The 23,547-nt window shown below is 55.8% G+C and carries 19 protein-coding genes and 1 tRNA gene; 6 read left to right on the top strand and 14 right to left on the bottom strand.

Features of this window, described 5'->3' with window-relative positions; translation table 11 throughout:
* Positions 1–202: 202 nt before the first annotated feature.
* Positions 203–403 (bottom strand): hypothetical protein, encoded by a 201-nt coding sequence (locus tag NB063_RS07070; protein WP_250928053.1) that lies wholly within the window; start codon positions 401–403, stop codon positions 203–205.
* An 891-nt stretch (positions 404–1,294) separates the two neighbouring features.
* On the opposite strand from NB063_RS07070, the gene NB063_RS07065 reads away from it, so the two are divergent.
* The gene (locus NB063_RS07065; RefSeq protein WP_250928052.1) at positions 1,295–1,741 is read left to right on the top strand and encodes a hypothetical protein; all 447 of its coding nucleotides are present in this window, start codon (positions 1,295–1,297) and stop codon (positions 1,739–1,741) included.
* A 107-nt stretch (positions 1,742–1,848) separates the two neighbouring features.
* Here the strand turns inward: NB063_RS07065 and NB063_RS07060 are convergent, their stop codons facing one another.
* The 3 genes from NB063_RS07060 to NB063_RS07050 form a co-directional block, all read right to left on the bottom strand.
* Complete coding sequence (locus tag NB063_RS07060; protein WP_250928051.1) at positions 1,849–2,709, bottom strand: hypothetical protein; 861 nt, start codon at positions 2,707–2,709, stop codon at positions 1,849–1,851.
* Complete coding sequence (locus NB063_RS07055; RefSeq protein ID WP_250928050.1) at positions 2,709–3,311, bottom strand: hypothetical protein; 603 nt, start codon at positions 3,309–3,311, stop codon at positions 2,709–2,711. The genes NB063_RS07060 and NB063_RS07055 overlap by 1 nt, the downstream gene beginning before the upstream one ends.
* 382 nt (positions 3,312–3,693) lie before the next feature.
* A complete protein-coding gene (locus NB063_RS07050) occupies positions 3,694–4,632 on the bottom strand; it encodes a ParB/RepB/Spo0J family partition protein (RefSeq protein WP_250928049.1) in 939 nt (312 codons plus the stop codon).
* A 130-nt stretch (positions 4,633–4,762) separates the two neighbouring features.
* On the opposite strand from NB063_RS07050, the gene NB063_RS07045 reads away from it, so the two are divergent.
* Complete coding sequence (locus NB063_RS07045) at positions 4,763–4,966, top strand: hypothetical protein (protein ID WP_250928048.1); 204 nt, start codon at positions 4,763–4,765, stop codon at positions 4,964–4,966.
* Positions 4,967–5,514: 548 nt separating this feature from the next.
* Here the strand turns inward: NB063_RS07045 and NB063_RS07040 are convergent.
* The 9 genes from NB063_RS07040 to NB063_RS07000 all read right to left on the bottom strand — a co-directional run bounded on the left by NB063_RS07040 (position 5,515) and on the right by NB063_RS07000 (position 16,262).
* Positions 5,515–6,573 carry a hypothetical protein gene (locus NB063_RS07040; protein ID WP_250928047.1) on the bottom strand — a complete coding sequence of 353 codons (1,059 nt, stop codon included), beginning with the start codon at positions 6,571–6,573 and terminating at the stop codon, positions 5,515–5,517.
* Positions 6,574–7,212: 639 nt separating this feature from the next.
* Positions 7,213–7,893: a hypothetical protein gene (locus NB063_RS07035; RefSeq protein ID WP_250928046.1), complete on the bottom strand. Its 681-nt coding sequence runs from the start codon at positions 7,891–7,893 to the stop codon at positions 7,213–7,215.
* 145 nt (positions 7,894–8,038) lie between these two features.
* Positions 8,039–8,770, bottom strand: a complete 732-nt coding sequence (locus tag NB063_RS07030; protein ID WP_250928045.1) for a hypothetical protein — start codon at positions 8,768–8,770, stop codon at positions 8,039–8,041.
* 2,278 nt (positions 8,771–11,048) lie between these two features.
* On the bottom strand, positions 11,049–11,855 hold the full coding sequence (locus tag NB063_RS07025) for a putative integrase (protein WP_250928044.1): 807 nt from the start codon (positions 11,853–11,855) through the stop codon (positions 11,049–11,051).
* Between the two features lie 115 nt (positions 11,856–11,970).
* Positions 11,971–12,252, bottom strand: a complete 282-nt coding sequence (locus tag NB063_RS07020; RefSeq protein ID WP_250928043.1) for a hypothetical protein — start codon at positions 12,250–12,252, stop codon at positions 11,971–11,973.
* Between the two features lie 164 nt (positions 12,253–12,416).
* Entirely contained in the window at positions 12,417–12,851 is a 435-nt protein-coding gene (locus NB063_RS07015) for a ParB N-terminal domain-containing protein (protein ID WP_250928042.1), read from the bottom strand.
* A gap of 1,416 nt (positions 12,852–14,267) precedes the next feature.
* Positions 14,268–14,519, bottom strand: a complete 252-nt coding sequence (locus NB063_RS07010) for a DUF1580 domain-containing protein (protein ID WP_250928041.1) — start codon at positions 14,517–14,519, stop codon at positions 14,268–14,270.
* 283 nt (positions 14,520–14,802) lie between these two features.
* Entirely contained in the window at positions 14,803–16,044 is a 1,242-nt protein-coding gene (locus tag NB063_RS07005; RefSeq protein ID WP_250928040.1) for a tyrosine-type recombinase/integrase, read from the bottom strand.
* A 144-nt stretch (positions 16,045–16,188) separates the two neighbouring features.
* A tRNA-Val gene (locus NB063_RS07000) sits at positions 16,189–16,262 on the bottom strand.
* Positions 16,263–16,685: 423 nt separating this feature from the next.
* Between NB063_RS07000 and infC the strand changes: the two genes are divergently transcribed.
* From infC to NB063_RS06985, 3 genes are all read left to right on the top strand, one after another.
* Entirely contained in the window at positions 16,686–17,216 is a 531-nt protein-coding gene (gene infC, locus NB063_RS06995) for a translation initiation factor IF-3 (RefSeq protein WP_250928039.1), read from the top strand.
* A gap of 196 nt (positions 17,217–17,412) precedes the next feature.
* Complete coding sequence (locus NB063_RS06990; protein ID WP_250928038.1) at positions 17,413–17,781, top strand: hypothetical protein; 369 nt, start codon at positions 17,413–17,415, stop codon at positions 17,779–17,781.
* Positions 17,782–17,883: 102 nt separating this feature from the next.
* Entirely contained in the window at positions 17,884–19,068 is a 1,185-nt protein-coding gene (locus tag NB063_RS06985) for an NAD(P)-binding domain-containing protein (protein WP_250928037.1), read from the top strand.
* A 646-nt stretch (positions 19,069–19,714) separates the two neighbouring features.
* Here the strand turns inward: NB063_RS06985 and NB063_RS06980 are convergent.
* A complete protein-coding gene (locus tag NB063_RS06980) occupies positions 19,715–21,319 on the bottom strand; it encodes an SHD1 domain-containing protein (RefSeq protein ID WP_250928036.1) in 1,605 nt (534 codons plus the stop codon).
* 301 nt (positions 21,320–21,620) lie between these two features.
* Between NB063_RS06980 and NB063_RS06975 the strand changes: the two genes are divergently transcribed.
* Entirely contained in the window at positions 21,621–23,432 is a 1,812-nt protein-coding gene (locus tag NB063_RS06975; protein WP_250928035.1) for a sensor histidine kinase, read from the top strand.
* The last annotated feature ends 115 nt before the right edge of the window (positions 23,433–23,547 follow it).

The following is a 23,547-nucleotide window of genomic DNA, read 5'->3' as shown; positions in this document are numbered from 1 at the left end:
ATCCACTGGCATGCTTCCCTCTGCCTAGTGTGGCGACCAACACGGTGAAGCAAGTTACACGCGTGCAACTCCTCCACGAGGTTCTCGATGTCTTTACTATCGAGTTCAAGCGGTTGACCACCGGTGTCTACGGACGCGTCTTCTCCGCATAGGGTAAACAAAAGCTGCTCCCACTGATACGTGGTCAACCTGGTAGTCGTTTTCATCTCATCTTCCCACGACCTACCTCTGTGGCGATCTGAACGGCGTGAAGCAAGTTACAGTCGCGCAGCCCGTCCGACAGGTACTCGATATCGTCTTTGTCGAGCTTTAGGTGTTGTCCACCGGTGTCAGCGGGTGAGTCGCCTCCGCGCAGGGTAAACAAGATCAGTTCCCACTGAAATGCGGTCAAGTTCGTAGTCAATTTCTTTGAGTTGTTCGTAAACGTGTGGCGACGGCGGCACGTGTCACCGTAATTCGCTCGAAGCCGTCGAGCAGAATTTAGCCGCCGTCCCTCTGTGTGGATTAACCACGATGACTCACTCATCTTGCCGAAAAAAAAGAAATGCCAAAAAGGTGTCGATGCCGACGGAAAGGCAATGGTCGGCAGGCATGGAGCCCAGTGACAGATACGCCAAACGTCCTGCGACCCCATGGCAACGGAATGCCTCGCGATCGAGAATGCGAACATCACCGATGCCCAACTCCAACCGTCCCACAAGATCGCGTGCAAAGCGAACGTTCCTCCTGCTCAATGAGATCAATGAGCCATTCGGAGTCGAGTCACCCCAGTTACTAACTCCGCCAAGCCAGTGAATTGGTTGAGAAGCTCGGAGGACTGCTGCCACATCGCAAATCCGTTGCCGGCTGCATCCCATTCGAAGCCACGATTATCCCACATCGGCGACTCCTATTAGCTCCCAGAGCTTCGCAGGACGACTCCCATGCATAAGGCGTCGCGGCGAGCTATCACGCACTGATTAATTTTGATGCCGGTCATCCGCCAAGAGGTCTGGTGATCGACATGAGATCAAGTCGGGCGTCGCAATGGATGTTCGTGACGCGGGCGATGACACATCGATAGATGAATCAGCTCACCGCGGTCCTGGCACCTGCAAAAAAATTCAAAAACACCTATTGGACGCATGTCGATCCTCGGGCAAGGTATTGAGACTGGTCGAGAAGATCACGTCAACGCTCGCCTCTCTCGCTCTTCCTGAGTTCAGGGCGAAAGCTGAAATTCAAGATCAACCCTACTTTCAACACGGAGCCGTCGTGGCAGGCTGTGAAACTTATCTACTTTCTGAGGACAACAATGCGTTCGCTACCCCAACCACGTACATTGATCAAGGTGACCCAGTTAGCACTAGAGGAAAAGCCAATCCATGGACTATTGTCAGAATGTGACGGTCTTTACAGCAACGCCAAGGCCGAGACGCATTTAGTCCGGCAGATTCATGAGTTCGACCGATGGTTTTTCGAGCATTTCGAACATGCTGAGTGGCTCTTCTCGGAAGAAGAGGCTGACCGAGTGTTGGATGACCTTATGTGTCGATTCGAATTGCACGAGGAATCGGAAAGTGATGAATGTTCTATTGAGAACGAAATCACTCGTTCGCGCGCCATCACCATTTTCTTGGCTTACATTGCGGGATTACCAGAAGAATCCAATATTTTATCGCCCCTAATAATGAACCTCTTGCGGGCTGCCAGTGATGCGCATGAGGTGCTTGTCGAGCAGCATGGCAGGCTAGAATGCTAGCGGAAAGCGATTGGGTCCATCAGCCACGCATCGTGGTCGTCGTCGGTTTTCGTGTCACCATATTCGTGCATTGACGGCGTCTGATTGCCATTCGACTGTCGGTCGTGTTACTTCTCGCGGGTCGCTCTGGCCCGCTCCGCGACGGCTTGCCGAAACGCCTTGTTCAGTTTGATCCATCGCAACTGCGCCCGTGTGAGTGCGCCCTCCCAGTACCTCCTAACCGAGATACTAAGATTCGAACGGAGCCCTGCAAACTCGCAGCGAACCAGGTCCATCTTGGCCAATATGACCGTTTCCGCGTAGTGCCTGATCAACGGGTCATCCTCCATCGAGTTAATCAATTCATCAGCATCCCGCTGGAGTTTGCTCCGTAGCAGCGCTTCCGTCTCTGCGGATTCGCCAGCAAGGTCGCGAACCAGTGTCTCGCGAGCGAGTTCGAGGGCATCGGTTGCCTTGCTGAAGAGTTCCGGTGCGGCATTGATCCACTGGTTGAGCTTTGCTGCCGCTGCCTCGTCGCCTTGATTGGCGAGTCGGCAGGTCTCTGAAAGCAGGTGAAGCTTGGGTAGTTCGGAGGATAATGGCGTTGACATCGGAAGTGTTTCGGCTGTAGCTGGTTGAAGGTTGATTATCCGGAGGAGTACTTTCCAGCAGCGTGAGGTTTGGACGATCTTTATGAAGTGGGCTTCGGTCTGTTTTGCCTTCTCCACTTCAGCGTTGATCTCCACGACACGGGCGGCGGCTGTCGCCTTCCGCAGCCGCTCTTCGCGTACGAGTATGCCGACGCACGGATCTGAAAGGCGACCGACATATTCCTTTTTCAGCTTTCCATCGATCCGCTTGACCTTGGTGTAGTACTGTTTGGGAGTTCCCCGTCGTCCCTCGATCGTCATCCGCTTTATTCCCTTGAGATCGAAATCCAACACACGTGAATTCTTTGTGTAACAGACTTGGCATTTTTGCAAAAACATCACGCGACCACGCGATCCTTGCCGCTGGGTGCCGCCTTTACAGGGGAAGCTGCATCGGCCTCCCCTGCCAAGCGAGACAGGAACACTTGCCCTACTCTGCGACTGACCATGCCCTCGATGGTGTTCGGCAAAGGAACTGCGGGCCGCGCCAGATCGAGCAAGTGCACCAACGCACGCAGGGACGATGGATCGTCCCAAAGCTGCTCACCTAATACGCACAGTTCCAGCCCCTCAGCAGCCCTTCCCTGGGCGGTGCTCAGATCGTGTTCGTCACCGAAACGATCGAGGTGATCTATCCAGTATTCGCAGACGGCAGGCCCACCTTGGAAGGCGTGGCGGTAAAGGGTGCGACGAAGATGATCACGAGGCTGACTTTCACTGGCTGCGATGTGCTGCATGATCCAGCTGATACAGCCGAGGCGATCTTTCACATCGAAGAAGATGTCGTGGTAGTCTTGAACTAGTTCAGTTTCGAGGTGCGACCTGGCTGCGACTTCTTTGCACGAGAGCCCAGCTAGGAGTCGAGCCTCCACCTTCAACCGCATCAGTGCGTCCCGGTGCAACGCCACCGCTCCGGCGACGTTGGCCATGCGGTCACGCACGAGTCGAGCCCTGTAAGATTCTCGTACTGGTCGAAAATGATCGACAATGAGCCAGATGATAGGCCCCAGCTCGATGGCGTGGCGAGCTTTATCGGAGCTGACAATACTCATTGCCTTCTGGTATCGCCAATTCGGCCCATGTACGTGCAAGCCCACGCTGCGGAGAAACTCATGTGAAATTTCTTTTGGGGCCCCATCAAAGTCGCTTTCGTTCAGCATGATTCTCGTGTTTCTTTAGAGCCGCTTCGAAGTAATGTCAGCAGCGTTGGCTAACTCGGTCGCATGCTGCAGAGCACCTGCATATGAAGCGTCTGGGGCCTCCCCCAGACAGATGTGAGGCCAGCTTAATTGTCCTGACGGTTACCTTGGGCGTCCGAGTCGCCTACGCCTGGGGGATCTGGGTGAGTTTCCGTTTCAGAAGGTCGATCGCTTGCTCTACAAGAGGAGTGTCCGGATTGACCGCCACGTGCTCTTCGTCGTTGGTGGCTCCTATGTACTTATCGCTGCCGGGTCCGTACACCATGATCGAGACATCTAGCTCGGGATGAGCAAACACTGACACACCGGGTGCTGTTAGCTCGCGGATGCCGCCGCCATGGTCGGTGACAACGTCGAGGTCTTGGTGCAGTCGCGAAGACTTCTGTTTCTTAGGGCGTGAGGCCTTGGGTTGCTTGCGGGGCACACCAGCAAGGTCAGCCGCATCGTCGAGCGATAACTCTCCGGATTCAATCCGGGCCTTCAGTTTAGGAACAGCTTGCACAACTTTCTCGGCCAATGCCAAATCAGCTCGCGGCACCTTCTCCTCTTTGGCTACTTTTTCGAGGGCACGGGGACTACGCTTCTTGCTTTTTTGGTTTGTCGCAAGCTTTGCGCCGGCCGGCTGCTTTTGGCGCTCGCGACCTTTCTCTGCACCGGCGGCCTGGCGATCTGCCGCATGTTTCCGCTGCGATGCAAGGCGATCAGCAGCCCTCATCAGTTTTTGATTTTCAGTGAGGTGACGCCGGGCCACGTTGGATTGCGAGATCGCCTCGGGGCTGTGATCCGTAACCTCCACGTGATCAGCGGTGACGGTTACGCCGGCCACGAGGCACGCCATGAGCCGAGAGCGACCGTCGAGTAGCTGTTTGTCACGATTGACGTAGACAGGCTCTAGCAGACCGTTCTCCTTGATCGAGTCGACCAGATTGTCGAAGTCACGGGCTGAGATTACCGGGAGCGCGTTGCACATCGGGTGTACCTTTCCGACGAGCGATGCAGCATGCTGCAAGGCCGCAGCGAGTTTTGGGCGCTGGTAGCGAGGCGAATACTTGTTCTCGTTCATGTTGACGTTCTGGAAAAAAAAGGGGCGGCGGCACGTGTCACCGCGATCTCCGAAGCACTCGGGAGAACTTAGCCGCCGCCCCCATAGGATTGGTTGGTAGCGATCGTGGTGACAGCGGTATCATGCACGCATGACGCTGAAGCACCAAAAACGTGTGCCACGGCTGGACTACGCTACTCAGCAAGGCGGGTGTTGGGATGATGGACCGCCAGTCCACTTACAAGGCCAAGCCGTCGCGGAGGACGAGAACATCCCCGTCTCGTCCAGTACCGTGGGTGGGATCATGTCTACCTTTGCATCGGCCTATCGCCGAGTAGACGAGGTCTCGGCGTAACTTTCCGTGGTCTGAGGTGGACTACTCCGTGAAAACATCGGGGGCTGAGTTAAAGGTGGCGAAGTCCAGGTGCCCGCCAACGATTCGGCTACGCCAGAGAGCGTGAAAACGGGGCTCAACCGAGATGCGATTCTCGGCTGTTGCACTGTGCTTAAACACCGAGGATCGAGGCTCAGCGGCAGCCGCTCTTGATTTCGTCGGTGAGCGGCCCCAACGCTTGCCTGCCCACCCCGTCGAGAGCTTGGTGGTAGCTACCCGATCTCAAGGCGGGCTGTCTTGATCAGCAAGGCAAGTGCCCACATCCAATCCGCGAGAACTCGTCACCGACGGTTGCGAAACAGTTCCAGCGATTAAGCGGGCAGCTACCTTTGAGAGCGAACGCGGACTACTCCGGGACGTACCTTGCGTTGAGGGTACGTTTAGTGATCCCTTGGAATATCGCCTGTCGAATTTGACCAGCCGACGTGTCGCCATTTTTGAGGCACAGGTCCGCATCGCGAATTCGATTTTTCTGCTCCGTACGGTCTCCTAGTCACCGACGACATCGATCAACTAGCACTGCTGCCAGATTCTCGCCGGGAGTAGACGGTGCATGCCTCAACCTGCTCCTCAACGTCAGCCCGAGTGCTACTGGACGTCAGCCATTCACTGATAGTGCTGTAGGGTTTAGGGGGAACGACTAGTCGAATCGAGCGACTGCAGTTTGCTATTGAATCAGCTAGTTCACGGCCACCCCCGATGCCCATTCCCGTTTGATCGGTCATGAAAACGCATTCCATTGGACAAAGTGTCATCAGTTTGTACTGAAGCAGCGTCTCGCATTGAAGCCGTCCGGAACTCCCAATGCAGGGCAATCCCAAAGAAAGGCACGCTGCCGCCGCGACGGGTCCCTCGGCAATATACAGACGAGACGTAGGTGCCACTAATCCGATGGGCACGAACAGGCCTTCGGTAGCCGCTCCACCCAGCGACCAAGTCTCGCCACGTTTCAATGAGAGAAGACGTAGTCCGGACACCCTTCCCCATCCGTCTTCCATCGGGAATGTGAAAGCCTCATGACTTTGCGACCATCCGACTTCCAGTCGCTGTAGCGATGGTTCCTGCAAGTTCAGACATCGAGAGCACTCACGCAGTTTTTCCTCTGTGGCAGCCGCTTGGAAGTCCAGCGAGATCTGAGCAATATCGGTTGATGGCGGATCCTCCGCGCGAAGAGCCGCAGCATATTCCTGCAGCGTCTTAGTGATCGCGATTGGTACGCGAAGATTCGCTGGGAAGCCGGGGAGGTCATACCGATTCGACAAAGATATGCACGCACTCCCAAAGTCGGCCCCCATCACCCATTGGAGAGATGTGATGCCGTCAACTCCAACGACTGTCGCCGCATTGAAGCAACGATCGCAGTGAACGCGACCATGCTGGTCGACGTCTGGCAAGGCATAGAAGCGATTCCACCCCCCGCAGCGTGGACAGGAATGCCGCTCCCCATCGAGCTTCGGTGCAGGAATGCCGCCATCAATAAGCGCATCACGCCATTTGCCATGGGTAGCTGACAGCAAACTAGCAACCGAAGGTAAAGAGGGCAGAGGTGTTTCTTCACTGTAAGTCATTGTCGTCCTTCCAAAAGTAATTGATTTAGCAACATGACCGTGAATCTAGAACAAGTCCTGTATTCAACCAAAGCGTGTTTAGGTCAGTTCCGAGAAATCTCGCTGGTCGTTGTGCTCACTTCAGCCTGAGTTGAGACCGCAACGCACATCGCGGGAGCAACTCATCGCCGGATGAGCTGCCTGATCGCATGGAAGTAGCGAATGCAAACTCGGTGGCAAAGCACGATCACATTCCAGTACATCTGGCGCGAGGATCGATCCTCGTTTTCCACCGAATTGTCAGATGCACTGCGGACTGAGTTCACAGGCCAACCCGAGACCGATGTTAACCTTCAATTTCCGTGCGTTGCTCGGAAAGCAGACTCGCTCGGCTCGTTCAGCGACGCGTTGGACTCTCGCGTGTGCTCCTCACGCCACTAAGATAGGCCGGTGTATGCTCAGTCATCCGAAATAGCGATCGCGAGATCGTGGGTCACACGACATTAGACAGCAGAAGGGAGTCATGTTCGGATCGTGGTTGCACTATGCCTTGCCGCTCCGTTTTCTGCATGTCTTGGGGCTTTCGAACTCAGATGGCTCATGGTGCCTGCTTAAAGGTGGAAAGCGAGCTGCATGACGACGATATGTCGACAAGAATTCTCACATTGCGGTTGCCTCATATCGATCCCATGTCTCCACGTCAGGAGCGTAAGCGTGCCGGCAAGCAAGGCCAAACACCAGGTTTTCAGGGGTCCCCCCCAGGATTTTTGCCGTCAGTTCCCAATGTCTTCGATACGACTCATGCACATCTACAGGGGCAACAAAATCAAATAGTCTAGATTTGGCACGTTTGATTTTTCTCGGACTCCAGTTCTCCTCGAGGGTGTTTTTGAGGAGGCGGGTTGTTTCTTGGTTGGAGTATGTGAGCCGCTGGTAAAACAGTTCGGCGGAACAGGTCCATTCATCTGCTGCCAGATCCCGGTTCACATTCATGCCGCTGGTTTTGGTCTCTAACTCCTCACGTCGTTCTGCCCGGAGTGGGAAGGGAAACTGAAATTCGCTCATCGCGACGACGCTAGCAATAGCAAGCACGTGCCGCATGCTGAGTTGCGAAGCCTCTCCAAACCGGAAGTCCGGAAGAAGGCCGCCGTTGTAGTGCGGAAGGAACAGCAATTGATACCCCACCACAAAGGCGTTTTTCGCCACGGTTTTGTATTGCGGAACCGCGAGTTCGGACAGACCATCCTCCAGTGCCCGTTCGTAGCTCAGGTAATCGACGATAGCTGCACCAACGGATCGCTGTAGAGCTTCTGAGCAAGCAAGGACGACCACTTCCGTCAATTCGAACGTCTTAAGCAGTGCCTCACACTGCACTTCGGGGTTCGGAGACTTGAGAGCGTCCGCAACAGTAGATGCGGCAGGGCGGATGTGGTTGCGTTCTCTTCTAGTCACAACGGCCCATCGGGCTAGCGGATGACTTGCTGGTCTAGGCATGGGCGGGATCTCGGCTTGACGAAGGGGCGTATGATTTGAGTAACTCTTTGGCATTTTCGATGAGTTGCTGTTGGACCTCGTGGAATTCGCTTGGATCGAATCTCGTTGGGTAGTACTTGCCGAATTCGAAGACTCTTGCGTCGAGGTGTCCCAGTGCCCCAGGATCGAAACTGTGTGGTTGGGTGACGGCAGCTGGTTTATCCGTTCGGTTCGGGTTGCGGTCGCGGCTATGCGTCGTGCACTGGGGTTTTCCACATTCCCGGATCATTCGATCGCGAAGCAATATCGTATCGGTGGTGTCATCATCCTCGGACATCCGGGACGTGTAGGCGAAGATACGGCACAGGTCATTGTAGGTGATCGTCCTGCCACGACGCTGAGCCTTCCGGGTCTCCTCGTCCAATTGGCTAGCGTGCAGTCTTAGAGCTTTGGATTCGAATCTAACGGTGCCAGCATCCGCTATGTCGACGGCGTGTTCGAATGCTTGACCGAGATAGTAGAAGATTCCGCCGCGTTCAAGGGGGTTTTGCTTCAGGGACTTTCCGACGACTAGCGAGAGGTGAAGGTGGCTCCACAGCAGGTCGCAACCCAATGTCGGCTTAAGATGGCACCCGAGTGTGTATGCTCTGACGCGTTCGGTTGGTGATTGACGCTGCCGGTTCCACATGCTGATTGCGTTCCTGACGGCGTTCATGCCTTTCGAGCCCAGCAGGAACATCTTCACGGATTCGTCGTATGAGTTTGGCGTAGGTAGTCGCAGCACGCCCTGAAGAAGCCAACAACTGCCATCGAACTTGATTTGAGTAGCGACCTTCTCTCCACGATCTATTTCGCGGCAGGCATGGCAACAGTGGCAAAGGGAATTGCATCGGCAGTAATGAACACGTTGGTAGGGGGCGCCCCTCGATGGCGTGCTAATGATCCTTCCGCAAGTCGCCACTTTCGCACAGTAGGATAGTTCGTAATTGCCGGACTGATATGCCTTGCGGGCACAATCGAGTTGAGTTTCTAGGTATTCGGCGTGTCTTTCCGGACTGCATAGTTTTTCGCCTACCTCGATTCTGTCCGAGTAGATCGTTTCGGAAGACCGTCGGCGGGTCATTTTTGGCATGAGTGGGCTCCCCTCGCATCGAGTAGATAAGTCTTGGCGGTTAAGTGTCAGCGGAACGCACTTAACACGCCGGGATCCTGAACGATGCTGCTTCGACGACCAACAGAGGTTTTTCCAAAAACGGAATATTCCGCGAACGACGGAGAGTGAGACTGATCCCAGGACATCGAAGAATGTAGAAGAGCTCGCAAACGCAGGTTCGAGAGAACGAGTTCGTTGCGTTCGCGAGTCAGCCTAAAAATCACCGAATGTCTAAGCGGGTTCGCGTTGTTCGCTCTACCGCCGGCGTGATCCACGCGTCGCCGACCAACAGCAAGTGGTTCCGCCTAGCGCTCACATGCACATCCAGGTCGTTAAAGCCCGGCACAGCTCCAAGAAGCAACTCACCAAACACCGACAACAGCTGTAGGCCGCCCACCGGGCTGCCACGCCTCGGACGCGGCACGGAAGGTGAGGCACCCCGGTTCAAACCCCGACGCAAGAACTGGAAGGACAAGAGAGACGAAGGTCGCATAGAAGGAAGGCTCGGACACATCTGGCCCCAGGTCGAAGAAGCTGGCTACCCGCATTCTCAACTTCACCAACGACTCGGGATGCACGGACACCCACTTCCCGACCTGCCCGATTCATTCAACCGGGAACGACTTCGACATTCGTTCAAAGCAATCTGCCGAGTTGACCTCTGGAGAATCGGACGCCTGACCGAGGATCGATCCTCGTTCACGGAATAGCCGTTCTGAATCGAGTTCACAAAACGTTTCCACGTACCTTATACCCGTCAGTGGTTAGGACGCGTTTCCCCCCCTCCAAACAGCCACTTCGCCCCGCAAATCACGGCACTTTCGACCAAAAGACCTGTGCGCATTTTCTTTTCACTTTCCCAAGAGTCCTCGATGTTCGGAAAAACAGACCAGAGGTTCCAGAATTTTCCGTCCTGATCGAAGCCTTGAACTTGGATCTGATGTCGATGTGAAGTTCAGAAAAACGAAAGTGTGATTACCAATGCGAGAACCGGACGAGTCACCTCGCTGCCGTGCATGCATCTTACCAATAGTGAGGTCGTCGAATCCGCTATCCCAAGAGGCCTCAACATACTAGTATGGCGGATTGCTTGCTTGGTCACCACTTTGGTGACCAAGTTTGGTCAGCCAGCGTCATGACCCTTCGATTGCCGAAACGAAAGAGCATCGAATAGAGCCCAGACTGCATCAAAAGGAGACGAGAGTACCTATTCCCCACCCTCACTGTTGGTGAGATTGGTATCGCGAGAGGTACACTCAGCATTATTGAACGTCATTGCGGTTGCAACATTCAAGTATCTCGACATTTGTCTCTCGCGTTTTGGTGCAGAGGGCGTGCGGATGAGTGACTCCTGCGGGTGACAGAGACACTAATCTTAACGGTTAACCCGAGACCTAAACGATGGTCACGGCGTGTTGCTAACAGGGCATTGTGGTCTTCGGCTTTGCCGACGACATTGGGCGTGGCTAGGTTGCGTGTGCAGCTTCTGGCGGGTCTACACAGCGGCGACGATTGAATTCGGTTTCGCTGATGTCACCAGACAAGAGTCTTCTTCGACGCAAAATCAACCCTGAGTCGCGCGAGGATCGATCCTCGTTTGCATTCTCTTACGTCGTGGAGTGCCGCTGGAAACTCGAAGGTGCTTCCCCAGCAGGCAATCTCGACCGCTTGCTTGTCACCAAAATGGTGACCAAGTGCCTAATCTGGCCCCTTGCGTCTACGGGGCGTCGGACTGTGCAAACGTGTGTCGCGTACCTGTTGCTGACACTGACCAACCTAACACGGATACGACTCCTGGGGCAGCTAAGACCATGACAGTCAGGGTCGTCAGTTCGACGTGGCGTGAGGCAACGCTAGCCATATGGATTGACTATGAGGAAGTATCCGCCTTGGCTTTTACCAAGTCACGTTCGAGTTCTCGAAATCGGCTCTTTGCATTGTCGAAACACTTCGACGCTCTGTCAAATGCCTTTTGCCAATACTTATCCGTCTGGGTTAGCTCGATTACCCGGTTCGCGGCCAGTCCGCAGCGCATTGCGTTGAGATGGGCGAGGGCGACCAGATCGGCTGAAAGCTCTGCGATTGGGTGATCTTCGAGTCCAACGAGGCTCGTCCGTAGATTGGACGCGTTCTCCTCATACTGATTTTTCACTAACACGCGAACCGCAGGATCGGTGTCGCCCAGAGCGTCGAGTAATTGTGCGAGACCGAGCTCGACGAGGTTGGTCACGGCTTTCAGTTGCTCGGGGCAGGTATTCCTCCACGCCTCCAACTGCTCCATCGCTTCAACATCGCCTTTATCGGAGAGACGGCAGGTCTGCCGAAATTCCCTGATTCCGGGTAGTCTCGCTTTTCGCACAAGCTTCTCTTGATCGGTTTCGTGATTTGTGGTTCGGGCCAGGAGAGCGGCAATAACACGCCAGTTGGAGGCGTGATCAAGAAGGTGAGTGATCGTATCGTCAATCTTCTCTGACGCGATGATCTCTTTATCGAGGCGAAGTTGTGTTGCCGCCTCGCTGGCGTTATCGAGGCGTTCCTTCCGGAAAAGCATCTCGATCAACGGATCGGACATTGGCCCGACGTAGGTCTTGCGAATCGATTTGCCAACCCGCTCAGCCCGATAGACAAAATATTGATGTAGTCGCTGCTCGATAATCATGTTGGCATTGTGCAACATTTTGACGAATTGCGAGAAGTCGCGAACGAAGCCAGTGATTCGGGCACGGATGGACAGTCCGTGGCGGCTTGCTCGCGAGCCTACCGGGGCCCTACAGGCGAACCGAGAGTTTGCCCTAGCTGCTGCGATAGAAGCTCTGAAACAGGAGGTGAACTGGATATACCCGCATATCCGGCAGGCACCTGAGCAGCTTCTCCGGAGACATCGCGGTCCCGTTACTGTGTAGCCGCCGACTCAGCACCTGCAACTCAAGAGCCTCACGCTCTCGTCCTTCCGGCGTGTTCAGGTCATGCTCTTGCCCCAGGAAACTCAGGTGTCGCAGCCAATGCTCGCAATCGACTGGACCACCGAGGTAGGTGAGCCCCTCTTCGAGTGATACGTCCGCCCCTATGACCAACTCCGCGATTGGAGGACTCGCCTTTTTGAGTTTGTCTGCGTTCTCGAGTAATCGGCGTGGAACATCGGCATGCTTGGCTGCTTCTTCAATCGCACGGGGGCGGCGTGACTGTTTCTCTGGAGTGTCGGATGTCGATGCCTTCGCTGTGGGGTTCGTATTTGGATCTACGCCCCTTTTTCTCCACCTGCCATCTTCCGCTTTTTGGCGGCATCTCGAAATGACGGAAGTAGCTCGGTGGCGTTCATGGCTCGCTGGTCTTGGGTCAGATGCCGCCGAGCAAAGTTGGTCTCAGCGATGGCTTCGGGAGTTTCATCGGTCTCGTCAATCATCGCCTCTTCGAGACGAACGCCAGCAGCGTGACAGGCAAGGATGCGACGCCGACCGTCAAGCAACCTTCGCTCGCGATCGACGAGTATCGGGATCAGTAGACCGTACTCCTTAATCGACTCGATTAGGTTGCCGAAATCCTCGGCCCCCATTTCGGGAACCGACAAACATGCTTCGTGGGCGCCCGTGATTAGAGCCTTCAACTCCGCGAGGCACGCGTCAAGGGATGGGATGGTGGATTTGGGAGCGTTGTTGTTGACAGCGTCGGACATTAGGGTCTCCAGGACAGGATCGTTACTGATTCGCCAAATAGCTCGTCCCACGATCGGACGTGAAGGGCCAGTGTTGGCCCCGGGCACTGTCGAGAAGCCTTAACCATGCCGTATGATGCCGTTCCCAGATCGATGTCCTGGAACAGGGCAATTGGGGCAGGGGAGGTTGCCTACTTCGTTCGCTTCGCAACAATGCCTAGTGATCGTGGGCGTGAACTCTCGGAAAGCGTGACACAGTCACGACGTTCGCCAAATAGAAGTTTTTGATGCGAAGACGGGATCCGAGCAAGCAGCCTGCTAGGTGAGCGGATGCCGTGGCAAGCGATTTGGAACGACGCAATTCGAACGACGGCGGTAGCCACGAATTGAGGGAGTCACTTGCCGAGGTGGGCACCAAGAGGACTTAAAGAGATGTCATCTTCATCTTGCGTTTGTATCGCTTCCGCGATGCGAGTCCTCCGTGCTGCGGGCATCGGTTCGGGTAACGTGTTGTCTATATTCTTAGCCCTGGTCACTACATTGAAGGATTATCGAATCCACGTTTCGCAAGTACAACGATATCAGCACAGCCTGCTGCATCTTTGTGCCAAATGGAGACATTCACGAACTGGACGCAATCCATTTACGAGTCCGTAACGGAGTTGCGCGAGGATCGATCCTCGTTTTTCGGATTCATGACGGTCTCGATGCTGATCACAGGGGTGCGATCGGCTTCTCATCGGAGAGTCCACTTGTCTTTTCGGTGGAAAAGATCGAATAGCAGATGGGTTTGATTTGCTTGCACGAGGAATCCAGCCGATTTTGAGCGTCACCTCGCGATCGCATTCAGCATCGACCTGAGGGATGTCCGCGGATTGCTTGCTCGCTACATGTCTGATGCTGGCAACAACGGATTCATTTCAAAGATCGCGTGTCTGGGTGAGAGCCGGTCGTTGTTACGATTGTGAACGTTTGGGGCAGCTCAAGCTCGCTAAATTGGAGGTGAACTCGGCCAAGGGAACTCTTCGATACACTGCGTCGCCCGGATCCCCCGGGACGGCGAGACATCTTTCGACAACCTATGTTCGATTGATCGCCACACTTCCCTGCAGTTCTGACCGCAAATATTCGCATCTATTCCTGGGTCAGCGAACCAGACAAGCACTTACAGTTCGCTGACCTATCATCGCGTCGTAGGGGGAGGCTTCTCGCATAAAAAGCATGTCGGCAGCAGTGGCATTGAAAATGGTTAATCCCGCATCACCGACTAGCCGAAGTTCTTGACGTGAAGTCGTATCCTCAAGTCTACGATGACGACGGCCAAAGCCATCGACGAAATCGTACACAGAAGAGTTACGGTCGAACTCAGCGTATCAAACTCACCCACGAAAATACCAAACACGCGGCGAACGAACGTTTATTGCTACCACGCCACCACTATTTCGACGAAGTCTTTTCGATGAAACGAGTTAGGGCCTGTTGGCTTGTGAGCGTTTTACCTCCGAGCTTGATCGTCTCCAGCTTGATTCCCTTGATTCCGCGATTTGCCCATCGCCAAACCGTCGAGACATTTACCCGTTCCTGCAAAACTGGCGGTACTTGGGTCATCCCAAGTAAATCTTCGGTGAGCAGATGCATCGGGTTGCTCGGCTCTAGTTTTACGTGATCGTTTTTGTTCGAGCGATCCATTTAGATTTCCTCGATAAGAGTGAGATGTTCGCTTCGCAACAGAACAAAAAATCCTCATTACTCCAAAACGTGTTTGCCGCTTTCTGGGAATTTTCGCAGACTTTGTTGTGACATGTGAATCTCTCACGAAATCTGCACAACAGCTTCCGTGAAAGTGGAGCAACCGATACTCGACCACTGACCGGAAACACGAGGGTTTTCCAGTCTGTGAAACGCGTCCCGACGACCAGCTACCCTATAGCGACAGCTGGTCGCGACACATCAGTCCGGTAACAGCAGGCAACTACCCTGCTGATCGCTTGGAGGTCGTAGATTCGCACAAGCCGAGGCCAGAGATCGATTTGGCGGCTTCAATCGCCTTCGACTCCGAGACTTTTGCGTAGTGCTCGGTCATGGCAGCGCGTGAGTGTCCGAGTAACGCCTGAGCTGCCTCCACACCAAGGGCTTCGCGGACTGCCGTACCTGCCGTGTGCCGCAATTGATACGGAAACCAATGCGGGACACCTGCCTTCTCTGCGGCCCGCTGGATCGCGTGGCGGTAGCTGTCTTTGTCGTAAAAGTCGCCCGGAGTTCGCTTGGCAGAAGCCCCCTTGAGTGTCTTCCCACGTTTGTGCCCGACTCGGTCTCCGCAGTTCGCAGGTGTCTTGCGTTTAAGCGTTCGTTGTTGGCGGTACCACGCAGTGGACTCTTTGGGTGAAAAACAGTACTTGTCCGGATCACGGTTCATGAAAGGTTCGAGGGCTTCCCTTGCGTCGCCCACGATCGGCACCGCTTTCTTTTTGCCCAGCCGAGCAGTCTTGTGATTCGCCGGACAGTAGACCCACACATCGCCGGGGCGAACCTCTATATCCGCAGGTCGGATGCGGCACATTTCACCAGGACGCATGCCGGTAGCGACCTGCACGCGAATCATTACTTTGAGGACCGGCGAAAGGTGTTCTGCTGTCGCACGAACGTCAGCAAGATTGACGGGTGTGACCGGTTTTGGTTCTTTTGCAGAAGTTTGTCCGTAGCGAAGCGACTCCAGCGAATCCAGACGCACAATCACATTGGCGTCAATCAGCTCGCGGCTGAGCGCGTAGCGGAAGATTCGTACGATGCTGCGGATTTGCGAGTTGACGTACCGCCGACTGTTCCCAGACGCGACAAACAAGTCTCGAATTTCTGAGAGTTTTCGCGGACCGAATTCGTTAGCGGTTGTGTCCCCGTATTCATCATCCAATGTATTGCAAAGGTTTAGAAACCGGGCTCGATGCGATTGGCAGTTGGCGTATTTGGAATTGATCCAATCACGGGCTTCCGCGGTGACATCGGCAACCAAGATCGGCACTTCGGCCTGGCGGGGGCCCGCATCGGGCGTTTGGAAATCCGACGCGACATACTCCGCGACGAGGCGGCGATACTTCGCCTTTGATTCCGGCGAATTGTGCGGACCGAGATAGAAATTGGTGCCGTTGAAAGTGACGACCGCTTGGCCACTCACGTGGTAGCGATAATCCGGGGCAACCTTCTTTGGACGTGACATTTCGTTGCGAACTCCATCAAATTGGGAGTTTCTGATATCAAATATCAGAAACTCGGAATTTTGACGGGTCGCACGCCACGATGGCGGTAACGCTCAGGAGCGTTTCGACCGGTAAAACAGGTGAGATTTCAGTATAACTGAAAATGGGCGATACAGAACTCGAATCTGTGACCTCCACGATGTCAACGTGGCGCTCTAACCAACTGAGCTAATCGCCCGATTTTTCGCGGGTAGGACCCGATTGATCGTCGGGTAAACATGGTCTTCGGACGGCGGCGAGGGGCCGGTCCAACGAAGCCATTTGTTTGACGGGTGCGTAGTTTGCGTTGGAAGTGCGGGCTCGTCAAGAGGCCCCGAAACACTCACAAAACCGTTAAAATCTGTCGAATCGCTGTTGACGTCCACCCTCGCTCGACCGGATACTTTGGGTAAATTGGGGTTGACGTTGGCCTCAGGCAGCGGATTCGCGGTGCTCTTTCAGGGTTTTCCCCAAAATGGCTCGCCGATGACGCTCTCTCGCAGCGTGACACCTGTTTACGTACTATCCTCGAAAAGGGGAATTCCGACGCCATTGTCGGGGTACCTTCTTTCATTTCTTACCTTTTGTGCCGGAACGCCCCCGGCCGGAGAAGATTGCTTTAGTGGCATTGGCACGACGAAACGCCCAACCGGAAACTCGCGATGCGACGCGAATCAACCAACAAATTCGCATTTCTCCTATTCGAGTAGTGAGTGAAACGGGCGAGCAGCTCGGGATCATTCCGACCGAACAAGCCCTCGAAAGGGCCCGCGACGCGGGACTCGATCTGGTTGAGGTCGCTCCCGGAGAACGGCCACCGGTCTGCCGAATCATGGATTACGGCAAGTTCAAATACGATAAGAACAAAAAGAAGAACAGCGGTTCGTCTCACACCAAGACGAAAGAAATTCGACTGCGTCCCAAAACGGGTGACGAAGACATTCGCACCAAGGTTCGCCAAGCAGAGAAATTCCTCGAGCACAAAGACAAAGTCCAGGTCAGCGTTCTCTTCCGTGGCCGCGAAATGGCCCACATCGAAGAGGGTCGCAAGGTCATGGAACAGGTCATCGAGATCCTCAGCGAACACGGCAAAGTCGAAACCAAGCCACAGCAGCATGGTCGCCGCATGATCTGCATGATCGCTCCGAAATAAAACCGCGTCAGAACGACGCAACGCCCGAAATCAGCTTGATTTCAAACGATTTGGGATTTTTTTGTAAAACGATGGGGCCATTCTGTCCGCTGATGCCACAAAACCGGCATTAGACGGTTGATCTGGTTTGCCGGCTGTTACAATTGCCGTGCAGTCTCAATTCGTTTACACAATTCCCTTCTGGGGGAGAAAACCCATGCTTGGTCTCAAATGGCGTTCGTTGTTGCTGGCCGGTGCCGTCGCGTTTACCGCCGCCGCCTTCGCGTCCTCTTCCGCTGACGCGGCCTGGGGATATCGATACGGATACGCGTATCGCCCCGCCGTCGTACCGGTCGCGGTTTACCGCCCCTCCTACGTCGCTCCCCGCTTCGTCGCACCCGTCCGCCGTGCCTATCGCCCGGTGGTCGTGGCCCCTGTCGCGCCCGTTGTCGTTTCCCCTTACGCCGCACGATATCGCAGCTACCCAAGCTACAGCGCCGGATACGGCAGCTACAGCTCCGGATACCGTGGCTATGGCGTGAGCGTCAACTTCGGCGTCGCTCCTGTTGGCTACATCGGCTACTAGAGCGTTTCCCTATTCGCCTCAGCCACCGTCGCTTGACGGTGGCTCACGTTCTGGCGAACGTAGCTACCATCAAAACCTACGCCATTTGCAGAAACACTCTCAGTGAACGAGTTTGTCGAAACGGTTGTCATCGGTGCCGGTCCAATCGGTATCGAGACGGCGATCGAATTTCAACATCGCGGTATCGAAACCCGTGTCTTCGACGCCGGTCCGGTGGGACACACGATTTCGTGGTGGGCCCCTCAGACACGCTGGTTCAGCAGCAACGATCGAATCGCGATCGCGGGCGTGCCGCTGCACACGATCGATCAAGCCAAAGCGAGTCGCGAAGAATACCTAAACTATCTGCGCACCGTGGTGGACCAATTCCAAGTCCCGATCTCGACATTCCACCGCGTCGTATCGATCACCCCGATCGAGTCCAACCAAAATGGTCACGCTGCTGCATCGGAATCGCTGCGGCGTTGGCGATTGGGATTCTCTCGCAGCCGCGGCCAAAACGCTGCCAAACAAACACCCGACTACTTTCTCGACGCTAACGCCGTCGTGCTTGCGATCGGCGGCACCGACTTCCCCAACCGTCTCGGCGTCCCTGGCGAAGACCTGCCGCATGTGGACGGTTATCTCCGCGAGGTGCATCGATACCATGGCCGTCGCGTTCTGATCATTGGTGGACGCAACAGCGCCGTCGAAGCCGCCATCCGGCTACACCGCGGAGGAGCGAAGGTCTCGTTGTGCTATCACCGCGAGCAGCTGCCCGAGGACGGGATCAAATACTGGCTGCGTCCAGAGATCGAGGGGCTGATTCGCAGCGGATCGGTGCAATCGTTCTTTCAATCACGAGTGACGGAGATCACCGAACAAACCGTGACTCTCGAAACGGGCGGCCCTGACCAGAAACCTCAAACCCATTCGCTTCCGTTCGATGACGTGCTCGCGTTGATCGGGTATCAGCAGGATTCGTCGCTGTTCCGACAACTCGAAATCGTTTCGGAATTGCCATCGGGCGCCCCGCTGTACGATCCGGAGACGATGCAAACGCCCCGCGAAGGCATTTATGTCGCGGGGACGGCGGTGGGAGGTACGCAGAGCAGCAAGTACCAAATCTTCCTCGAGAATTGCCACGATCATCCCGCGAAGATTGCCGATCATCTCTGCGGTGAACGATCGTCGCCAGCAGACTCAAAGGGTGCCACGCATCAGAGTCATGGGAATCCGGAGCGTGGAAACTCGGCGCGGGGCGACCAAGGACTTCGCCAGCGGATTGAGCTGCAGCCCGAGAGCTGACGGGCTGACACCATTTTCTGGCAGATGCTTTGGAGTTCTTGCCTCTCACGTCGCTGAGCTTCTTCAAAGCGATCGCTTACCGTTAACTCACGCAAGTATCCCGAAGGGACGTCGATTTTATTACTGAAGGATTTCAAAAATAGCGGAACGGCGCGAGCCGTCCGGTAACGCGGGACCGGACGGCTCGCGCCGTTCCGCTAAAAAGAACACTAAAACAATCGACGTCCCAAGGGATCAAAGACAATAGCCGTAGGTCGCGTAGCGCACCTACGGATAACGTGGCCAAACCACATCTCCTCGACCCCGAATGGGGTCGCAGAAACCAGCGGCGATATCGCTGCGACCACCTTCGGGGTCGATCCTGTCGTCGTTACATCGATCCGGCAGTGTTCGCTCCGCTCGACTGCCGGCTAATTCCTGAAACGCCTCTGGCGTAGACCAGCACTTCGGTAGTCATCACTATTCCAGAGGCTTTGAGAGCGGGTAACGCTTGCCGCACTCGCTCTCGGCGAGAGCGAGCTACGTGACGATGCTTGCTTCGGCAGGCTGCTCGGAAACGAAAAAACGCGTCAGTGAGAAGAGTGTCCTCACTGACGCGTTTCGTATTGCTAAGGTTCGATCAGAGCGATGGTGATTTCAACGAGGCCTATTTTGATGCCATCGCGATCACGAAGAGGTCCATACGATCGGCAACCTTGCGAACGTAGTTGCTGTCCTCATCACTCAATCGACTCATGGGGACCGTGCAGGTCTTGCCATTGGTCTTGAGCAACTTGACATGATCATCACCGATCTTGATCAGGCGACCTTCGGTGCGGAACGTGCCGGTGTTGTCGACCCAGGTTCGCGTTTCGGTTTGATCAAAGGCGGTCAAAGTACGCGACGATTGTGGCTTCGAAACCACCTTCTCGGTCGAGGCGGGCTTCACCGAAATCGAAGGCGGCGTTGGGATCGATTCGATCTGGTTCGGAGCTTGACCGAACAAGTCATCGATGGCGCTGTCCGTGGAATCGTCTGCTGGCGGATCACCGAACAGGTCATCGATTCCTTCGGACGGATTTTCTGGCATCGACGGCTCGGTAGCTTCGGGCGCCACGGGATCGCCAAACAGATCGTCGATTGCGCTAGGGGCGTCCGCGTCCGGAGTCATTTCCTCGTCGGAGGACGGTCCGAACAGGTCATCAATCGAATTGTCAGGTTCGTCAGCCGGTGCCGGCTCGCTCTCGGCGGGTGGGCCGAACAAGTCGTCAATTCCGCCAGCGTCTTCGGCGGGCATTTCAGGCTCGGCTGGCATTTCAGGCTCGGCTGGCATATCGCCACCGAAGAGATCATCGATTCCGCCGGCATCGGCTGGAGCCGGATCCGATTCGGGCATCGCGTCTCCACCGCCAAACAGATCGTCGACCGATTCCGTCGCAGGTTCTTCTGGGAGGGCGGGCATTTCGGGTTCGGCCGGCAAATCAAACGCAGGCTGTGACATTTCAGGCTCGTCGCTGCCACCGAACAGGTCGTCGACAGAAGGCTCTTCCACTGGTGCGGGCTCGGGAGCTGGTTCTGGCTCGGGCGCGGGCTCTGGCTCAGGAGCGGGTTCGGGTGCTGGCTCAGGCTCTGGAGCCGGTTCCGGCTCTGGAGCCGGTTCCGGCTCAGGGGCTGGTTCGGGTTCAGGAGTCGGCTCGGGAGCTGGTTCTGGCTCGGCGACAGGAGCAGGTGGTGCCTCTGGTGCAGGCTCAGCGGCCGGCTCCATCGGTGCCACGTCGACGACGGGGTCTGGAGTCGGTTCAGGTGCTGGAGCAGGCGGTGCGTCGAAAGGGCTGGGCTCGTCGGCTGGAGGCTTCGCAGCCGAAGTTTTGCCAGCCTCGGAATCGAGCGATGGCGATTCGAAGACCTGAGCGTCTTCGTGATACGGGACCGACTCGATCGGAACAAACGTTTCTGGTACCGACGACACGGAATCACCGCAGCAGCCGGCTCCGGTCATCGGAAGCGACTCGATCACTTCCGGTTCAGGGCAGCAGACCGGCTCAGGGCAGCACACGGGCTCAGGAGCACAGACCACGGGTGCAGGGCAGCAAACCGGTTCGGGGCAGCATGTCGGTGCCGGGCAGCAGGGCTCGGGGCAGCATTCGGGCGCGGGATCGCAGCCTCGCATGCGTTTGAGCAGCCAGCCAGCCGAAACGGGTCCAGCGCTAAGGAAAGTGGCCAACGTGACCACAAGGGTCCAGCGCATGGCTCGGCGAATTGAACGCTTCATCATTGTCTCGGGAGGAGTTGCAAAGGTCAAAAACAGGGCAAATTCGGCATGTGTACTCTCTGTCTTCCGTGACAATACTCAAGCATCCTAATTATCCAAGTGCGAGCAAACAAGCATCAAATACGGGCCGTACGGACATGATCCAGGGAAAATAAAGGAACTGGAACAGATATTCAGGTGATATGAAAAGCGTTGATTGGGAGGATTCGTCTCGTCACCAGGGCCGCTTTCAGTCAAACTAGAGCTGGCCTGCGTATATGAGGTTCCTGGCCAATCCGCCCCCCCTCCACCGAATTTGCCGATGCTGAGGTTCCTCCAAGGCCTGTTTTCGTCGATGAGTCTGGAACGCAAGTGCTTGCTGTTCTTCGGCTCAGCTCTCGTCGTGCTGATGTGTGGCTCGTTTTGTGTCGTGCTCCTGCTCGCCGATCGTTTCGTGAGCATGACGACGCAGCAGCAAGCCCGTGACGTCGCCGCAACCGAGATGATGCTGCTGCACACCAACGCGATCTATAACGAGAACGTCTCCTCGGAAGATCAAGACCTGCGTCGCCAACAAGTCGAGGCCCTTCGGTCGCAGCTGCTCAGCGAAGACATCGAGTTCGACATCCTCGGCCTCGAAGATCCACACCCGTTCGACAACTTGGTGCCGCCCAAGCCCCCGGCGTCGGAAGCCGAGCGACAATTGCTTGAAGAACTCGAACCGCTCTTCCGCGCCCGCATGGCCAGCCGCCTCGCCGGAGATCAGGCGGGACTCGCCCAAGCGGTGAATCTGGCCGATGACGCCGCGATGAGCCGAATCGGCCCCGGCAATCGGCCGCTGTTCAAATCGATCGGCCCGGTCCAAGGACGGTACGTTTATTACGAACCGGTTTTCATCACCCAAGATTGCATCGCCTGCCACACACCCACGGGGGCGTCGATCACGCTTTCGCCCGATGTTGACCCCGAGACTCGGGCAGCACAATTGCCGTTTCGTGTCAAACGCGTCAGCATGCCGGACGAAAAAATCCTCAACGATACCACGCAAATCCGGGCCACCGTGGTCGCGATGGCGATGCTGATCGTGGCCGTGACGCTGTTCGTGCTGCACGCGATCGTCCGCTATCTCGTGCTGCAGCCGCTGTTGCACCTTCGTGACGTCAGCGATGCGATCACTCACGGTGACACCAACCAACGCGCCGTGATCGATACCGAGGATGAGTTCCGCGAACTCGCCGACGCGTTTAACCGGATGCTGCGTCACCTCACCGAAACGCAAACGCAGTTGCAGAGCGTGAACCGGGAACTCGACGCCCGGGTCGATCAGTTCGCTCAATTGAACCTGCAACTCTACGAAGCCAACCGTTTGAAAACAGACTTTTTGGCAAACATGAGCCACGAGCTTCGCACGCCGCTCAATAGCATCATCGGTTTTTCGGAAGTGCTGCAAGGCATCGATTCGCTCGAAGACAAACAACGCCGCTACGCCACCAACATTCAAAAGAGCGGCCGGTTGCTGCTCGAGATGATCAACGACATTCTCGACTTGGCGAAAGTCGAAGCGGGCAAGATGGAAGTCCGCCGCAGCGAATTCAAACTCTCGCGGCTGATCAGCGCGCAGTGCGACATGATCCAGTCGCTGTCCGAAGATAAAAACATCTCGCTGTCGGTCGACGTGCCCGAAGACTTGCCTGTGGCATATCAAGACCCGAACAAGTTCGGCCAAATCATCAACAACCTGCTCAGCAACGCGATCAAGTTCACCCCCGAAGGCGGCATGATCACGGTCAAAGTTGTCGACTGGGAAGACGGGTATTTCCGCATGTCGGTCACCGACACCGGAGTCGGGATCGCCGAAGAAGACCAGCCCATCATTTTCCAAAAATTCCGCCAGAGCAAAAAAGTGCTCGACGGAGACGGCCTCACTCGTGAATTCGCCGGCACAGGGCTGGGGCTCTCGATCGTCAAGGAACTCGCGATTTTGCTGGGCGGGGAAATCGACTTCCAAAGCGAATTGGGACGCGGCAGCACGTTTTGGGTTACGCTGCCCTATAGGCTCGGCGAGCAAGACTACGACGACTCGCCGATCGCCGGACAACTGACGCCGACCAACTCGATCGCCGCAATGAACTGAGCGTTCCTCCGACAAGCTCTCGAAACATTTCCGCACCAAACACTCTGCCCTGGATTCCCTCCCCCACGTCTGTGTGATTGCCAGCGGGGTAGCCCTGGCGTAAAAGTGTAACTCT

It is taken from the genome of Aporhodopirellula aestuarii, from assembly GCF_023701485.1.
GTDB lineage: Bacteria > Planctomycetota > Planctomycetia > Pirellulales > Pirellulaceae > Rhodopirellula > Rhodopirellula aestuarii.
Note: the sequence above shows the minus strand (reverse complement) of the source record. Positions and strands in the feature narration are given on the sequence as shown.

Excerpts from the sequence above, each read along its gene's own strand:
- NB063_RS07050 (WP_250928049.1), bottom strand. The coding sequence starts at position 4,632 with ATGAACGAGAACAAGTATTCGCCTCGCTACCAGCGCCCAAAACTCGCT.
- NB063_RS06990 (WP_250928038.1), top strand. The coding sequence starts at position 17,413 with ATGCTTGGTCTCAAATGGCGTTCGTTGTTGCTGGCCGGTGCCGTCGCG.
- NB063_RS06975 (WP_250928035.1), top strand. The coding sequence starts at position 21,621 with ATGCTGAGGTTCCTCCAAGGCCTGTTTTCGTCGATGAGTCTGGAACGC.
- NB063_RS07045 (WP_250928048.1), top strand. The coding sequence starts at position 4,763 with ATGACGCTGAAGCACCAAAAACGTGTGCCACGGCTGGACTACGCTACT.
- NB063_RS07025 (WP_250928044.1), bottom strand. The coding sequence starts at position 11,855 with ATGTTGCACAATGCCAACATGATTATCGAGCAGCGACTACATCAATAT.
- NB063_RS07005 (WP_250928040.1), bottom strand. The coding sequence starts at position 16,044 with ATGTCACGTCCAAAGAAGGTTGCCCCGGATTATCGCTACCACGTGAGT.
- NB063_RS07040 (WP_250928047.1), bottom strand. The coding sequence starts at position 6,573 with ATGACTTACAGTGAAGAAACACCTCTGCCCTCTTTACCTTCGGTTGCT.
- NB063_RS06980 (WP_250928036.1), bottom strand. The coding sequence starts at position 21,319 with ATGAAGCGTTCAATTCGCCGAGCCATGCGCTGGACCCTTGTGGTCACG.
- NB063_RS07010 (WP_250928041.1), bottom strand. The coding sequence starts at position 14,519 with ATGGATCGCTCGAACAAAAACGATCACGTAAAACTAGAGCCGAGCAAC.
- NB063_RS07060 (WP_250928051.1), bottom strand. The coding sequence starts at position 2,709 with ATGTTTTTGCAAAAATGCCAAGTCTGTTACACAAAGAATTCACGTGTG.
- NB063_RS07065 (WP_250928052.1), top strand. The coding sequence starts at position 1,295 with ATGCGTTCGCTACCCCAACCACGTACATTGATCAAGGTGACCCAGTTA.
- NB063_RS07015 (WP_250928042.1), bottom strand. The coding sequence starts at position 12,851 with ATGTCCGACGCTGTCAACAACAACGCTCCCAAATCCACCATCCCATCC.